Consider the following 14,933-nt stretch of genomic DNA (forward strand, 5'->3'; position numbering starts at 1 on the left):
ATCATGACAGACAACACCATGCATCTTGCAACTGACGCTACGGCCAAGAAGAAGATGAACCTCGTGCAGCTCACCTTCATCGTTGCTGTCAACATGATGGGATCGGGCATCATCATGCTGCCCGCCAACATGGCGCAGGTCGGCGCAATCTCGCTCCTTTCCTGGCTCGTGACCGCCATCGGCTCGATGGCAATCGCCTATGGCTTCGCTCAGGCCGGGCTGTTCAATCAGCGCCCCGGGGGCATGTCCGCCTATGCGGAAGATGCCTATGGGAAAGACGGCTACTTCATGGTGTTCTTCCTCTATTTCCTCTCACTTGCCGTCGGCAACGTGGCGATCGGCATTTCAGCCGTCGGTTATCTGGCGGGGTTCTTTCCGGTGCTGACCTCGACACCCATCATGACCTGCCTGGCGCTGATCGTGCTTCTGTGGCTGACCACGGCCGCCAATTTCGGTGGTCCGCGCATCACCGGCCGCATCGGCTCCATCACGGTCTGGGGTGTCATCCTTCCCGTTGGTCTGCTGTCGATCATCGGCTGGCTTTGGTTCAGTTCCAGCACCTTTGCCGCAGCCTGGAATCCGAAAGGGCTGACGCTGGGGCAAGGGATGGGATCGAGCATCTCGCTGACGCTCTGGGCCTTCCTAGGCATGGAGTCTGCCGCACAGAATTCCGATGCCGTCGAAAACCCGAAGCGCGACGTGCCGCTTGCCTGCATGTTCGGCACGCTGGGTGCTGCTGTCATCTACATCCTGTCGACGACGGTCATTCAGGGCATCGTGCCGAATGCGGATCTCGCCACCTCCACCGGGCCGTTTGCGCTCGCCTATGCCACCATGTTCAATTCGACGATCGGTTCGATCGTCATGGCGCTGGCGGTATTGGCCTGCCTCGGCTCGCTGCTTGGCTGGCAGTTTACGATCGCCCAGACAGCGAAAACCGCTGCCGATGAGCGGATGTTCCCATCGATATTCTCGCGCGTGAACGAAATGGGAGCGCCTGTGCGCGGCATGATCATTCTTGGCATCCTGCAGACCTGTCTTGCCCTGATGACCATATCGCCGACGCTGAGCGAGCAGTTTTCCGCGCTCGTCAACCTCGCTGTTGTCACCAATGTGCTGCCTTACATCATCGCTCTGTCGGCGCTGTTCGTCATGATGAAGACGGCCCGTGTGCCTCAGGCGAAATACCGGCTGAACGCTACGATCGCACTTATCGGCATGGCCTATAGCGTGTTTGCCATCTACGCCTCCGGCAAGGACGCCGTGCTCGGCGGTATGATCGTCACAGGTATTGGTTTCATCATTTACGGCCTGATCGCTCCGCGTTTCGCCAATGGCGTGAGCGGGGCGCCGACCAAGTAACGGAGGGAGGACCAGACATGTCAAGAAGAAATGGTCGTTGGACGGTCATTGCCGTCTCTGTCCTCACCGCGACGGCTGCTATCAGCACACCCGCGTGGGCGCAGACGCTTGACCGCGTCAGAACAAACAGTGCGTTGAAGCTCGGCTACGATGCGGATGCCAGGCCATTTTCCTTCAACGCCGAACAGGGCAAGCCCGACGGCTACGCTGTTGCCCTCTGCAACAAGATTGCCGATAGCCTGCGAGCACAGCTAAACCTGTCAAAGCTCGATGTGGAATGGGTTTCCCTGTCGGGCGACGCCAAAACGCAAGCCATAGAGAGCGGCGCGGCGGACCTTGTCTGCGGCGCGGAACCGGTGACGCTGACGCGCAGGCAGCAGGTCTCGTTCTCCATCCCTATCTTCCCGAGCGGTACCGGCGCGCTCCTCAGCGCGAGCTCTCCGCTGGCGCTACGCGAAGTGCTGCAATATGGCGAACCGTCGAGCCGTCCCGTCTGGCGCGGTTCACCGGCCCGCACGATCCTGGAGCACAAGACCTTCTCCTCGATTGCGGGCACGACGAGCGAAGGCTGGCTGACCGACAGGATCAAGACTTTCCAGCTCTCTGCAACGGCGACGCCCGTCAATAGCTACCAGCAGGGGATCGAACGCGTGCTGGATGGCAGTTCGGCGGTGCTCTTCGGTGACATGCCGATCCTCATGGATGCTGCCGCCCGCAGCGACAATTCCGGCAACCTCATCGTTCTGCAGCGTCATTTCACGTACGAACCGCTTGGTCTCGAGCTGGCACGCGGCGACGAGGACTTTCGTCTCGCCGTCGACCGTGCGCTGAGCCAAGCCTATGCCGCGCAGGATTTCCGGACATTCTTCACCACTTGGTTCGGGCCGCCGGATGAAGCGACCGTGACATTCTTCCGGCAGACGGCGCTGCCGGAATAGCACTGCGCATTGCGACCGATCATCGACGGTCGAAGAGGGTGGCGCGCTCCGGAGCAGGTCAACCTGACTTGTAACCCGTCTGTATGCCGAAGCTACAAACATGGATTCAGATTACCGGATGGGAGTGGTGGGGTGAGCCTCCTTTGGAAAGAAATTCGTGACAATCCGATGCTGTGGCTGCTCGTCGCGGTACCCGTGGTCTTTGTCGCTGCCAGCGTCGCCCCCGAGGCTCATACTCTGCTTTTCATCCTGTCGGTGCTTGCTGTGATACCGCTCGCCGGTCTCCTGAGCCACGCGACCGAATCCGTTGCGGCAAAAACGGGCGACGCCGCTGGCGGGCTGCTCAACGCCACGCTTGGAAACCTGACAGAACTCGTCATAGCGCTGACTGCGCTTCGCGCCGGACAGTATACCCTCGTAAAATCATCCGTCGCCGGTGCGATTGTCACGAACACGCTGTTCATGCTGGGGGCGTCGTTTTTGCTCGGCGGCCTCAAGCATCACAGTCAGGAGTTCAATCGAGCCAATGCGCGCCTTCAGGCGGGTCTGCTCTTCCTCGCCACGATCGGCCTGCTGATGCCGTCGGCGGTTGCTTCGATGGATTCGGCGTCGGCGACTGCAGTCATCCAAAAGCTCAGCTTCGGCCTGGCGATCCTGCTCATCGTCGGATATGGGTTGGGGCTGTTGTTCACTCTCAAAACACATCGCGAGTCCTTTGCCGCAGCCGAGCACGCCCAGGCGGAGGAAGCGCCGTGGCCGATTGGTACGGCCCTCGCCACACTTGCCGGTGTCACGATACTGGTCGCGCTGGTCAGCGAGATCTTCGTCGAGTCCGTGCAGGAGGCAGCCAAGGTTTTCGGGATGACGCCTGCCTTTGTCGGCTTCATCGTCGTCGCACTGGTCGGCGGCGCCGCCGAAATGGCTTCGGCATTTTCCGGTGCGCGCAAGAACCGCCTCGACCTGAGCGTGGGTATTGCCCTCGGCAGCGCGTCGCAGATCGCGCTGTTTGTCGCCCCCGTGCTGGTATTGTTGAGCTATCTGATCGGTCCGACACCGATGGATCTGCAGTTTGCACCTGGCGTCGTGGTCATGGTTTTCCTGGCGACAATCACGGCGATGTTTGTCACCAATAGCGGGCGCTCGGCATGGTTCATCGGCGTGTTAGTGCTGATGGTTTATATGATCTTCGCCATGACGCTGTATGTTTTGCCCGACCGAACGTAATGGGGCGCATCTGCGGGGAGGGGGCGGTCGTGGACGCGCCTTTGGCAACTGTCGTATGTGAAATGGCCTCTCAGCAGATAGACCCGTGAAACTAGGGCGGAAGATTTGGTGCCGCAACCTACACTTATCCCTGGCCCGAACCGCAGGGAGGTCAACGACGTGCCCTTAAAACCTGACCATAAATTGACCCACAGGGAGATGCGGCGCCTGTTCTTCGTCGCGCTCGCAAGGCAGCTTCGTGTGATCTGGCCAATCCTGTCGGGGATCGTCTCGGTGATGATCGTGTCCGGGCTTATAATCTGGCGCATAGAAAATTGGCGCATCGATGAAGCTGTCTATTTCACTTTCGTCACGGGCCTGACCATCGGCTACGGCGATTTTACCCCCAAACATGTTTCGTCGCGAATATTGTCGTTGGTGATCGGCTTTGCGGGAATTGTGCTGACCGGCATTGTCGCTGCCGTCACTGTAAAAGCTTTGAATGCCGACGATTGGGAACCTTGATTCCGCGTTCGGCTGCGCTCTTACCCTCGGGATCGCGCAATTCAATCTGGTGTGAAGTGATCCAATCGAACCGTCCTTGCGAATAACAAGGGCAGTTCATCAGGAATGAGCGGCGTTCCACTGAGTTCGTACGATTTGCAGGGGGTGAGCAGATATACGGAGCTACTTTATGAGCCGAGAGCGTGGACGAAGGAAATTGATGCTCCGACTTCCCGACATCCGTCATCATCTTGTTGGCATAACCAGCGAGACGCTGGGGGAAATGTTTGAGGCCTACGATCTTGCCGTCGATGCGCTGGACCGTTTCCGAACCCAGCATCCGGGAGAAGACAAACTGATTACCGAATATGAGCAGCTTTGCCTAGAAATAGAGCGGGAGGTTCTCGTCTATTGCGCTGACCGCTGAACCTGTCCGTCGAAACCGGTGGCAGGATCATGCCCTGCTCCGCTTGCTGCGGTCGCAGGCCAGGCCCAGGCTCGCAACAATTCATAGAAGACGCTGAGGACCACCGGTCCCAGGAACAGGCCGAGAAGCCCGTGCGAGAGCGTGCCGCCGATGACCCCGATCAGGATGACGGGCATCGGGGTCGAGAGACCGCGCGCCATCAGTATGGGCTTCAGGACATTGTCGACAACTGTGATCGGTATCGCGAGACAGGTAAAGACAAGAGCGACGGCCGACGGCCAGGAAAACCATGCCCAGATGATCATGGGCAGAAGCACCAGCCCGGGACCCAGCTGCATCACGCAGAGCATGAAGACCGCGAAGGTTAGCGCACCGCGTGCCGGAATGTCGAAGAAGGCAAAGCACAATCCGCAAAGCAGCGTCTGCAGGAAGGCGACGCCGATGACGCCCCGCGAGACATTCCGCACTGTCGTTCCTGCAAGCCTGGCAAAGCCGACACCCTTCTCGCCGGCGATCCGGTTTGCCAGCAGCTGCGTTGCGGCCGCCAGTCGTGTGGCCCGTGTGAGAAACAGGCCGGAGAGCATGATCGAGGCGACGAAGCTCAAGACACCGCCGCCAATCGAGGCGAGCTTTGCGACGACAGCGCCCATCACCTCGCGAATGGGCGCCTGAAACTTGAGGATAGTGGACGCCATGTCGCCGGCAATCTGGTTCCAGGTATTGTGAAGCCGCTCCCCAATGACGGGCCATTCCTTGATGGCTAGCGGTGCTGCAGGCAAGGTGAACTCTCCCGTCCACACCTTGCTGATCAACGCCTGCACAGTGTCTGCGAAATTGACCGCGACCAGGGCGAGCGGCGCGATGATCAGGACGAGGCAACCAACGACGATGACGACCGCCGCAATCACTGGCCTGTTGCCGATCAGCCGCGAGAGTGCATCGAACATTGGAAACAGCGCCACCGCAAGAATGGCTGACCAGATGACGATCAACGCGAAGGGAGCGATAAGCTCCAGGGTCCAATAGGCGAAAAGCCCGATGATGCCCAGTCGGACGAGGTCGCTGACGCGTGCCTCTACCGAAATCTGGCCCGCACCGCTCCTTTGCGGGGTTTCATCGTTGACATGCTCCATGGCTGCATCCATCCCGGCCTGTCTAACCGGACCCATCGTCATGACGTCGTGTCGGGGACCACATGCCGGATAGCGCTATCCTCGACATAGGCCGATGGGCGTTTCTGGCGTTTTCCAAGGTCTGGCGCTTCGAACTTCACGCGTTCATAGGGGATCGATTGCAGGATGTGCGAGATGCAGTTGACCCGCGCCCGCTTCTTGTCATCGGAAGGTACGATCCACCACGGTGCGTGGTTGCTGTCCGTCATCCTCAGCATCTCGTCATAGACGCGCGTATAGTCCCACCAGCGCTGGTAGGATTCGACATCCATGGGGCTGAGCTTCCATTGCCGTAGCGGATCGTCGATCCGGCGCTTGAAACGCCGTTCCTGCTCTTCCTCGCTGACCGTCAGAAAATACTTGAGCAGAATGACGCCGCTCTCGACGATTGCAGCCTCGAAACGAGGTGCCAGCTCAAGGAAGCGTTGCGCTTTCTTATCGCTGCAGAAGCCCATGACCCGATCGACGCCGGCGCGGTTATACCAGCTGCGATCGAAAATCACGATTTCGCCGGCGGCCGGCAGATAGGCGATGTAGCGCTGCATATAGATCTGCGATTTCTCACGGTCGGTCGGTGCGGGCAGGGCGATCACGCGAAAGACACGCGGACTGACCCTTTCCGTTATGCGCTTGATCATCCCACCCTTGCCGGCGGCATCGCGCCCCTCGAAGACGATGACGATCCGTGCACCGGATTTCTTGACCCAGGCCTGAAGATGGGCCAGTTCCACCTGCAGACGGGTGATTTCCTTCTCGTAATCCCACGACTTCTTTTTCTTTTTGCCCTTGCCGGTGCTGGATGCTTCACCATCGGCTAGTTTGGCCTCGTAGTTCTCGTCCATGTCTCCCTCCTCCTGTCATTAAGGGGCAGTACCCGCCGGTGCGGCATCGCCGATCTGGTCGATATCGCCAATCAGCGTCCGCAGGGCTTCTTCTCTGCCATTGAAAATATTCTCGGCTCCAACAGTCTTGAGGACCCCGGCCCGTTCGAGAATGGCGCGGCTCTCATCACTGAGATCGGCGAATGCGAAGATGATGTCTCGCGTCACGAGGATTTCGGCGACGGCTTCGAGCGCAGTCGCGCCGGTGCTGTCGATCTGCGTGATGGCGCTGGCGTCGAGCACCAGGCATTTGGTGTCGGCGGGAAGCGCCTTTGCGACTGACATCAGCCGGATACGGACATAATCTGCGTTATAGAACAGTATACTGCCCTGGACCGCGAAAACCGCGGCGCCCGGGACGGGGCGGGCTTCCGGGTAGCGCTGAAGATCGAAGAAACCGTGCCGACCTTCGATGCGGCCAAGCAGGCCGTCGCGTGGAAACATGGTCTGACGCAGTAGGTAGGCGAAGGTTGCGGCGACGGCGACGATCACGCCGTTGAGAACGCCGAAGCTGATCGCTCCCCACATGGCTATGAGTGCGAAGACGAATTCCATGCGGCTGATACGCCAGATCTTCTTGAGTTCGTGAATATCGATGAGGCTGATGGCAGCCGCCACAAGAATTGCCGCAAGCGCAGGAATCGGAAGAACCCGCAATGCGCCATTCAGGAAAACCAGCGCCGCAATCAGTGTAGCTGCCGAAACGAGCCCGGCGAGCTGCGAAACGCCGCCCGTCGATAGATTTATGGCAGTGCGGGAATCCGACGCGCTGATCGGAAACGAACCGAAAAGGCCAGGCGCGATATTGGCAGCACCGAGTCCGATCAGTTCCTGATTGGCATCAACCTCCTCGCCGGTCCGCGACCCGAAGCTGCGGGCCGTTACGATGCCGGCGCCGAAGCTGACCAGAAAGATCGTGGCCGAGCCGAGCACGATCTTGTCGATCGGCATCTTATAGAATGCCGGCAGCGAAAAGCTCGGCATCCCGCTCGGCAAGTCGCCGACGACAGCGATGCCACGGCCCTGAAAGTCGAAGATCGCTGACAGGATGACCGAGACGACGACGACCAGAACCGGGCCTGGAACTTTCAAATTAAAGCCACGGACGATCCAGAGCAAAGCGAACATCGCAAGCCCGAGAGTGAGCGAAGGCCAGTGGATCAGGTTGCTCTTGGCAAACAATTCGACCAGCGGCGAGATCAATCCCTCGGATTCGATTTTTACACCGGTGAACCGGCCGATCTGTCCGACAAGGATTGAAAGCGACACGCCGGCGAAAAAGCCGACCAGGATCGGACGGGAGAGGAAGCTTGCGAGGACACCGAGCCTCAGTAGCTTCGCGGCGATGCAGCAGATGCCAACCCCCAGCGCAAGCGCCGAAGCGATGGCCACCCGGTCGACATCCGTCCCTGCGGGTTCGGCTATGATGATGGTGCCCATCGCCGCCGCAAGCACAGTCATCGTCGCAGCATCGGGCCCGACAATCAGCAGCCTGGAAGGCCCGAAAATCGCATAGGCGATCGGCGCGACAATGCTCGCATAAATGCCGGTCTCAGGAGGCAGACCGGCAATGGCAGGATAGGCGATCGCACTCGGCAGGCCGACGGCGGCGATCGACAGCCCGGCCGGGATATCGCTCCGGAACCAGGCCTTGTTGAAACCGGCCAAGCCTCGCAACACTGGAAGACTGCTTATCACCGCGGACTCCTCTTGCTTCCTCAAGCTTCTCCGGCATCAAATCGCTGGCGGAGAAACGATCGACGCCTCCCAGCTGCGATCCTCCCGGCGGAAGGCGGGCCAGATGAACAGGAACGGCCAGATTTCATGCAGGATGAACACGCTCACCCATCCGGCGACACGGATGGCGGCCTCATGGGGATGATTTCTTGCCTTAGCCATGAGTTGAGGAATGTCGTGGATTTCGATCACCGCGTAGGAAAGAGTGACGACGACAAAGACCAGCACGCCTAAGGCAAAACAGTCGAGAAACACAGTCGCTCCCTTCGGGCTGGCCTTGCCGAGCCGTTTGATCGCTATCGACAGCGGTATATTAAGCTCGTTTTGGTGCTGAGGCCCGTAGCATCGCGTAAGCTCTATTGAAGCACTGGAAGTTCTGCCGTTTGCGGAGATCATCTCTGCGTGAAGGGAAAGAGGGCGGGATCAAAGAGGCAGCGGTCATGGCGGCGTTCGCGCCGGGGATGCCGGCAGCCTTTCGAAAGCCGGCTAACGTAAGATCGTGTATTTTACGTCTGCTGCCGATCGTTCTGATATATACTTTTTCTCGTCTGCTTAGCGCAATTTGACAGCGGGGCGGGGATGGTGCCGGGAGAACAAGGTTCGACATTTTTGTCCGCCCTGGAGACGGCTGAGACTTATTTTCCCGACCAGAAGCGGCTGGTGCAGCGGCTTTTTTATGTAAACGAGCAATTTCACAGCATGTGTGAGGATCTCACTGCTGCGGCACAGGCTTTGGCGCACGTTGAGCGCTTACCGGAGGAGCTTCGGGAAGCGCGGCGGCTGGAATATGCGGGTCTCGTCGATGCCCTGTTGAAAGAGATGGGGGAGGCGATTGCCCAGTCGAAAATTGTGGTGCTCAGGCCGTTCCCGCAGACCGGCCCCAAATCTTCGTAAGCGTATCTATCATTCAATGGTCCAAGGGAGTTACGTGCGTGATGAAAGCAATATCCCGCAAACTGCTTGGTGGATTCTCTGCGCTGGCGATTATTGCGTTGCAACCGGTGCTCCCAGCGCGAGCACAGACGCAGGTCCCTCTACCAACGGCGGCTCCCGCGCAGGCGAGTGCCGACCAGCCCGCAGCTGCGCTTCTTTCCGATGACGAGCTTGAAGTGCTCGTAGCGCGGATCGCGCTCTATCCGGATGAGCTGGTTGCGGCAATTTCGGCAGCCTCGCTCTTTCCTCTGCAGATCGTCGAGGCGCAGCGCTTCCTGGAGGCAAAGAAGAAAAATTCTGACCTCAAACCCAAGAGCGATTGGGACGGCAGCGTCGTCTCGCTGCTCAATTATCCTGACATCGTCAAGATGATGAGCGAGGATCTCGACTGGACCCAGTCCCTTGCCGATGCGCTCACCAATCAGCAGAAGGATGTCCTGATCGCCATCCAGCAGCTTCGCGACGAAGCGGTGGAAAAGAACATTATCAAAACGGATGACAAGGTCACCGTCGTCACCGAAAACGACAACATCATCATCCGGCCGACCGATCCGGAGAAGATCTATATCCCGCAGTATCCGCCAGAAATGCTGTATGAACCGGGTTATGTGTCGGCGCCGATCTCCTATTATCCCGATTATTACGACAACTATTATTACCCCGGGGCGGCGTTCTTTGCGGGCGCTGTGACCGGCCTTGCCTGGGCGGCCGTCGTTAACTGGGATGACTGGGGTGTATGGGGCGGCCGCTGGGATGGCGATATCGACATTGACTGCAACAATTGCCTAAACGACCGTAACTTCAACGGAAAGATGAAGTGGAACGACGTCGACTGGAGCAATGTCGACCGCAGCAAATTGAACATCAGCAAGGACCAACTTGCGAAAATCGACCGGTCGGCGATCAAGTCCGGCCTGCAAGGCGATAATCGCAACCAGCTGCGCAACAAGGCCAAGGACATCCAGGCGAGCCAGTTGCCCGGCAATCGGGCCAACGCGGCACGTGCGCAGGATATTCGGAAAAACACGGCGCAGGGCCTGAAGGATAGACCGCAGGCAAATCGGCCAACGGCAGGAAATCGACCGGCGGCGGCCAATCGCCCAACGGCTGCAAATCGACCCGAGGCTCGTCCTGAGAGAGCAGCCAATCGTCCATCCAAGCCTGCGCAGAAATCCGTCAAGAAGCCCAACAAGCCGCAAATGGCCTCCAGACCCGACAATCGCGGTCGGCAACCAAGCGCACTTGGCAACGTCCAGTCCGGTCGCCGTGAAGCTGTCGCCTCGAAACGGGGAGCACAGAGCATGGGCGCCCATCGCCAGTCAGCTCGCCCCGCCCAGCATCGGCCGCGCCCGCAGGGTGGCGGCGGTCGTGGCGGCGGTGGCGGCCGTGGTGGCGGACGGCGGTGAGACCTCTTTCCAGCTCAGGGAGCTACATGATGAGACGCCAATCGACCATAATTCCGCTCATGTTGGCAGCAGCGCTTTGCGCGATGCCAGCTGCGCCGGCGCTTTCGCAAGCGCAGACAAATCTCGCCGAATACAAAGCGGCAACGTCCTCACCGAAATTCGACAGTCCGGAGCTCGCGCTCGACAAGCTGAAATCGGTGCTGGGCTCCAGCAATATCGACGATCTTGCCGCTCTGCTGGGCCTTAAGGCGGACAAGCTGCGCTCCAGCAACGAGGCGATGATCGCTTACGGATTGATCCGCGAGGGCGCCGAGCGGCAGGCGGTCTTGCGGGATTTCGAAGGCATGAGGATTGTTGCGATCGGCGATCGGCTCTGGCCGTTGCCGTTTCCGCTGACCGAAGGCAAGGACGGCAAATGGTCCTTCGACACTGAGCGCGGCCTCGAAGAGATCGTCAATCGCCGCATTGGCGAAAACGAACTCGCCACCATCGACACCATACATGAATATGTGGCGGCCCAGTATCAATATGCATCGGAGGATCGCGACGGCGATGGCATCTATGAATTCGCAAAGAAATTGATCAGCAGTCCTGGCAAGCTTGACGGGTTGTATTGGGATCCGAACCTCTATCCTGAGGAAAGTCCGGCAAGCGCGCTCGTCGAGACGGCAGCCTTCGGTGCCGCCAAGCGCGGGGAGGGCTATTTCGGCTACCGTTACCGCATCCTAACATCTCAGGGTGACAACGTACTTGGTGGCAAGCAAAGCTACGTCATCAACGGTTATATGACCGGCGGCTTTGCGCTGATTGCCTGGCCGGTCAAATACAGGGTCACGGGCGTACAGACATTCATGGTCAATGGCGCAAACGTCATCTACCAGAGTGATCTTGGGGCCCAAACGGACGCGCGCGCGGCAGCGATCAAGGATTTCAACCCGGACGCCAGTTGGACCGTGGTAAGCGAATAGAATTCAGCCGGCACGGCTCTGCGCCGCCGGCGAAAGACGCAAGGCAGCCGCCATGGCGCGGTTGGAGTATCGCTTCTTGCCCGCAACTTCGAGCCCCAGCCATTGAGGCAGGTTCGGTTGCTCATCCTCGACCGCCTTTCGGTCTCGGCGAGTGTCAGCCCCTCATAGGCGCCGGCAAAGACATCCACATCCCAACTCTTGCCATCATGGAGAACGCGATAGCGGGTTTTTTCGATGATACGGCCTCCCGCGCGGAGCAAGAGATCGCGCGGGCCTCCTCGACCGGAATCTCATACTCATATTCCTGCCGGGCAAGGCCCGGCGCACGAAATTTGATCGTTAGGCGCGCCGAGCACCCATCGATCAGGCGGACACGGATAGGGTTTTGATCGCGCCGGCAAAGATAGGCCCGTTGCAGCACATGCGGCTCGCCGGCGCAAACGCGCCAGCTGTCGTTGTGGACCAGGAACTTTCGCTCGATCTCGGTCGCCTTCAATTCGATATTCCTTCGCTCATGCCTGCTGTTGCCGGTCAGTTGACAGGCGGTTCCCAGGTGAGGAAGAAGCCTACATCTCCGAGCATGCCATCGGGAAAATTGATGATCATCGCCTTGAGCCCGTAACCCTGCGGTTTGGCGACCTCCTCGAACAGTTCGAGAAGCTCCTTTGCTTTGCCCTGTAATGTCTTCTGCCAGCCGGGCAGGTTGTTATTGATGGCGCGACCGCTATCCGTGCAGAAAGTCGATGGAAAACTGTAGATCAGCGCCTCGTATTTACCGTCTGCGGCCGCTTTCGTAACCAGCCGTTTAACGACCGCGCGTTCCGTTTCCCCGATCTGTTTGCGGAAAAAATCCTCGACGAATTCGGCATGTTTCTTTGCCTCACGTGCTCTGATCTTTTCGTTGCGCTCCATTTCCAGAAGCTGGAGTTCCAGAGCATGTTTGCGCAGGTCCTCTGCGCTCGTCATAGATTGGGATGTGGGCGTCCCACTTAATGTCATCGCCGGCTCCTCCAGAATGAGGATGATGATAGAGCGCACGGGAAGACGAGGGCAGTAAAATACACGTCCATTGCGGTAGGATACGGTATTTTACGCTGGCTTATGTCCAGCTGTAGTCACCCTAACGATCATGCGATCGATTTCCGAAATCCTTCCCTTAAATTAGCCTTTTCTACTAAATGTCGTTGCCGTCATGGCGACATGGGACTATCGTCGACGACCGCATACTGCAGGTTGTGATCAATCGGATTCGGGGGGACCGATGGCAAATGCAGGCGTTGACAGAGCTTGCGGCAGCGCATCTTCGCAGGAGGAGGTGCTGCAGCAACTTGAGCGCATTCTATCCAGCCCGGAGTTTCGACTTCCCGAGCGGGCGGGGCGATTCCTTGAATTTATTGTAAACGAAACACTTGCGGGCCGGCGCGAGTATCTGAAGGCCTTTACCATAGCACAGGCTGTTTTCGGCAGGGATGCAAACTTCGATGCCCAGCAGGATCCCTGTGTCCGCATCGAGGCCGGCCGGCTGAGGCGGGAGCTGGAACACTATTACCTAACCGCCGGCAGCACTGACCGGATCATCATCACGGTTCCCCGCGGCGGCTATGTACCGGTCTTCGACGTCAGACAGGATATCGAGCACGCGGATATCTCAAGCTTCGGACGAGCCCCTCGGCCTATATCCGGACGAGATGACGCTGAGCAGGTCAATGTCATCAGGAACACGACCAGCCGAGCCGGGGCGGGCAGGCATCTTTCGCGCCTCCGATATTGGCTTCTTGCGGGAGGCGTGGGGATCGTCCTTGTCTTGATGGCAGCGATGCTTCAGCATGCCAACTTGTTCGACACGGAAACCAAAGCGGTGAGGGGAGTAACCAGTCGCCCAACGATCGTTGTCGAGCATTTTGAAAGTGCCTCTGATGGCGGGCATGCATCCGATATTTCTCGAGGTATCACAGACGATATCATCGAAAAGCTCGTCCCTTTCAACGATATTATCGTGGTCGCCCCCCTGCCGCGCAATCGAGCGGGCCAGGCGTCGTCGCAGCCACTCTATGCTCTCCAGGGAAGCGTGCGGTTGGAAGGCAACACCTTGCGCTCAACGGCAAGGCTCGTGCGACGGGTGGATGGAGTTGTCATCTGGGCAAACAATTACGATGCCGACATGAAAGTGCTGGGTATCCTGCAAGCGCAAGCGAGCCTTGCAGAACACATCGCGACGGCAGTGGCGCGGCCGTTCGGCGTCATGTTCAAGGCGGACACCGCAAGCATTGCCGGAGGTCCGGACGCTTTTTCCTGCATCCTGTCCTACTATAGCTATCGCAGCGAGATGACCGTGAAGGCCCATGAGGTTGCGAAGTCCTGTCTGCAGCGGGCCGTCGAGAAGACGCCCGACGACTCCAATGTTGCTGCCTTCCTTTCGCTGGTTCATCTCGATGAGTTCCGCTTTCCGTATCAATTGAATACCAAGCCGACCGCCGCCACGCTCAATCTTGCAAAGGAGCTTGCCGAACGCGCCGTGCAGCTCGACCAGAAGAATGCGCGCGCCCTTCAAGCGCTAATGCTCGCCAACTTTTTCAGCAATGACATGGTCGCAGCCCTGCGCGCCGGCGAGGCCGCCTATGCCAGCAATCCGAATGACACGGAAGTGGCAGGTGAATACGGCTTGCGTCTGTCGATGTCGGGAGAATGGAGCAGAGGCTGTGAACTGATTTCCGAGGCCATCAGCAGGAACGCCGGGCCGCGCGGCTATTACGAGGTCGGGATGGCGCTCTGTGCCTTCATGCGGGGTGACACGCAAGCCGCGGAACTTTGGTCGCGCATGTCGGACTTGAACTACAACCCGATGCATCGCCTCGTCTTGCTCTCTATTCTCGGCACCCTTGGAAAGACGGCCGAAGCAAAGGAGCAACTCGATTGGATCCAGCTTCGGTCACCCGCACTGATCCCGAACGTCAGGCGAGAAGTCGCCAAGCGGCTGGCCCGGGCCGAGGACCAGGAGCGTTTCCTTGCCGGCTTGAAGGCCGCCGGACTGCCTGTTTCAGATGACAAAGCGTCCCTTAATTGAAGTGGGTATCGCGTATTGCTGTGACAGCAGCACTCAGGCAACCGTTCTCCAGTGAGCAATCTTGCGGCGTTCGTCCAATCCAATCTGAGAGTAGGTGCGCTTCATTGCGTCGTCCTCGCGATTGGTAACCCGTTGGCATCATTCGCAAGTCGCACTTCATTCTAGAATCCACCCGGGCCCGCATAATGTGGTGGAGAAGCTAACCCAAGTGCATCATGGCCGCCTTGGAGGGTAGGGCATCAGCCACCCTCGCGCAAATAGGCAGCAAAGGCTTCGGCGGGGGTCCGGTATCCGAGGCATTTGCGAGGCTGTGAGTTTAGATGATGCGCCAACTCGGT

The 14,933-nt window shown here is 58.9% G+C and carries 13 protein-coding genes and 2 pseudogenes; 9 read left to right on the top strand and 6 right to left on the bottom strand.

What is annotated here, in order from left to right; all coding sequences use genetic code 11:
* The first annotated feature begins 3 nt into the window (after positions 1-3).
* The 5 genes from potE (at position 4) to AB4Z13_RS29650 (ending at position 4,434) form a co-directional block, all read left to right on the top strand.
* On the top strand, positions 4-1,362 hold the full coding sequence (potE, locus tag AB4Z13_RS29630; protein WP_310389072.1) for a putrescine-ornithine antiporter: 1,359 nt from the start codon (positions 4-6) through the stop codon (positions 1,360-1,362).
* Positions 1,363-1,379: 17 nt separating this feature from the next.
* Positions 1,380-2,300, top strand: a complete 921-nt coding sequence (locus AB4Z13_RS29635) for an amino acid ABC transporter substrate-binding protein (RefSeq protein WP_442207495.1) — start codon at positions 1,380-1,382, stop codon at positions 2,298-2,300.
* Between the two features lie 132 nt (positions 2,301-2,432).
* Complete coding sequence (gene cax, locus AB4Z13_RS29640; RefSeq protein ID WP_442207496.1) at positions 2,433-3,524, top strand: calcium/proton exchanger; 1,092 nt, start codon at positions 2,433-2,435, stop codon at positions 3,522-3,524.
* Positions 3,525-3,722: 198 nt separating this feature from the next.
* Positions 3,723-4,028 (top strand): potassium channel family protein, encoded by a 306-nt coding sequence (locus tag AB4Z13_RS29645; protein WP_310389172.1) that lies wholly within the window; start codon positions 3,723-3,725, stop codon positions 4,026-4,028.
* Positions 4,029-4,197: 169 nt separating this feature from the next.
* The gene (locus AB4Z13_RS29650; RefSeq protein ID WP_113319972.1) at positions 4,198-4,434 is read left to right on the top strand and encodes a hypothetical protein; all 237 of its coding nucleotides are present in this window, start codon (positions 4,198-4,200) and stop codon (positions 4,432-4,434) included.
* On the opposite strand, the gene AB4Z13_RS29655 is transcribed toward AB4Z13_RS29650, so the two are convergent.
* The 4 genes and pseudogenes from AB4Z13_RS29655 to AB4Z13_RS29670 form a co-directional block, all read right to left on the bottom strand.
* The gene (locus AB4Z13_RS29655) at positions 4,416-5,567 is read right to left on the bottom strand and encodes an AI-2E family transporter (RefSeq protein WP_442207497.1); all 1,152 of its coding nucleotides are present in this window, start codon (positions 5,565-5,567) and stop codon (positions 4,416-4,418) included. The genes AB4Z13_RS29650 and AB4Z13_RS29655 overlap by 19 nt on opposite strands.
* Before the next feature lie 38 nt (positions 5,568-5,605).
* Positions 5,606-6,448: a polyphosphate kinase 2 gene (gene ppk2, locus AB4Z13_RS29660; RefSeq protein ID WP_439017980.1), complete on the bottom strand. Its 843-nt coding sequence runs from the start codon at positions 6,446-6,448 to the stop codon at positions 5,606-5,608.
* 18 nt (positions 6,449-6,466) lie between these two features.
* Positions 6,467-8,185: a SulP family inorganic anion transporter gene (locus AB4Z13_RS29665; protein ID WP_439017979.1), complete on the bottom strand. Its 1,719-nt coding sequence runs from the start codon at positions 8,183-8,185 to the stop codon at positions 6,467-6,469.
* A gap of 69 nt (positions 8,186-8,254) precedes the next feature.
* Positions 8,255-8,479: pseudogene (locus AB4Z13_RS29670) on the bottom strand (DUF3302 domain-containing protein); the annotation flags it as partial.
* Between the two features lie 324 nt (positions 8,480-8,803).
* Here AB4Z13_RS29670 and AB4Z13_RS29675 point away from each other — a divergent pair.
* The 3 genes from AB4Z13_RS29675 to AB4Z13_RS29685 are packed head-to-tail and all read left to right on the top strand — an operon-like array spanning position 8,804 to position 11,531.
* Positions 8,804-9,118: a hypothetical protein gene (locus AB4Z13_RS29675; protein WP_113319977.1), complete on the top strand. Its 315-nt coding sequence runs from the start codon at positions 8,804-8,806 to the stop codon at positions 9,116-9,118.
* A gap of 41 nt (positions 9,119-9,159) precedes the next feature.
* On the top strand, positions 9,160-10,563 hold the full coding sequence (locus AB4Z13_RS29680; RefSeq protein WP_442207505.1) for a DUF3300 domain-containing protein: 1,404 nt from the start codon (positions 9,160-9,162) through the stop codon (positions 10,561-10,563).
* A 29-nt stretch (positions 10,564-10,592) separates the two neighbouring features.
* Positions 10,593-11,531 (top strand): DUF2950 family protein, encoded by a 939-nt coding sequence (locus tag AB4Z13_RS29685; protein ID WP_442207506.1) that lies wholly within the window; start codon positions 10,593-10,595, stop codon positions 11,529-11,531.
* A gap of 3 nt (positions 11,532-11,534) precedes the next feature.
* On the opposite strand, the pseudogene AB4Z13_RS29690 reads toward AB4Z13_RS29685, so the two are convergent.
* Both AB4Z13_RS29690 and AB4Z13_RS29695 read right to left on the bottom strand, forming a co-directional pair.
* A pseudogene (locus AB4Z13_RS29690) lies at positions 11,535-12,027 on the bottom strand (CYTH domain-containing protein).
* A gap of 35 nt (positions 12,028-12,062) precedes the next feature.
* On the bottom strand, positions 12,063-12,530 hold the full coding sequence (locus AB4Z13_RS29695) for a hypothetical protein (RefSeq protein WP_442207498.1): 468 nt from the start codon (positions 12,528-12,530) through the stop codon (positions 12,063-12,065).
* A gap of 262 nt (positions 12,531-12,792) precedes the next feature.
* On the opposite strand from AB4Z13_RS29695, the gene AB4Z13_RS29700 reads away from it, so the two are divergent.
* Positions 12,793-14,595, top strand: coding sequence for a hypothetical protein (locus AB4Z13_RS29700; protein WP_442207499.1), 1,803 nt, complete (start codon positions 12,793-12,795; stop codon positions 14,593-14,595).
* Positions 14,596-14,933 lie beyond the last annotated feature (338 nt).

It is taken from the genome of Rhizobium sp. YAF28, from assembly GCF_052113285.1.
Taxonomy (GTDB): domain Bacteria; phylum Pseudomonadota; class Alphaproteobacteria; order Rhizobiales; family Rhizobiaceae; genus Rhizobium.

What these genes read in the sequence shown, in the direction of transcription:
- potE (WP_310389072.1), top strand. Translation starts at nt 4, where the DNA reads ATGACAGACAACACCATGCATCTTGCAACTGACGCTACGGCCAAGAAG.
- AB4Z13_RS29635 (WP_442207495.1), top strand. Translation starts at nt 1,380, where the DNA reads ATGTCAAGAAGAAATGGTCGTTGGACGGTCATTGCCGTCTCTGTCCTC.
- AB4Z13_RS29645 (WP_310389172.1), top strand. Translation starts at nt 3,723, where the DNA reads ATGCGGCGCCTGTTCTTCGTCGCGCTCGCAAGGCAGCTTCGTGTGATC.
- AB4Z13_RS29650 (WP_113319972.1), top strand. Translation starts at nt 4,198, where the DNA reads ATGAGCCGAGAGCGTGGACGAAGGAAATTGATGCTCCGACTTCCCGAC.
- AB4Z13_RS29655 (WP_442207497.1), bottom strand. Translation starts at nt 5,567, where the DNA reads ATGGAGCATGTCAACGATGAAACCCCGCAAAGGAGCGGTGCGGGCCAG.
- ppk2 (WP_439017980.1), bottom strand. Translation starts at nt 6,448, where the DNA reads ATGGACGAGAACTACGAGGCCAAACTAGCCGATGGTGAAGCATCCAGC.
- AB4Z13_RS29675 (WP_113319977.1), top strand. Translation starts at nt 8,804, where the DNA reads ATGGTGCCGGGAGAACAAGGTTCGACATTTTTGTCCGCCCTGGAGACG.
- AB4Z13_RS29680 (WP_442207505.1), top strand. Translation starts at nt 9,160, where the DNA reads ATGAAAGCAATATCCCGCAAACTGCTTGGTGGATTCTCTGCGCTGGCG.
- AB4Z13_RS29685 (WP_442207506.1), top strand. Translation starts at nt 10,593, where the DNA reads ATGAGACGCCAATCGACCATAATTCCGCTCATGTTGGCAGCAGCGCTT.
- AB4Z13_RS29695 (WP_442207498.1), bottom strand. Translation starts at nt 12,530, where the DNA reads ATGACATTAAGTGGGACGCCCACATCCCAATCTATGACGAGCGCAGAG.
- AB4Z13_RS29700 (WP_442207499.1), top strand. Translation starts at nt 12,793, where the DNA reads ATGGCAAATGCAGGCGTTGACAGAGCTTGCGGCAGCGCATCTTCGCAG.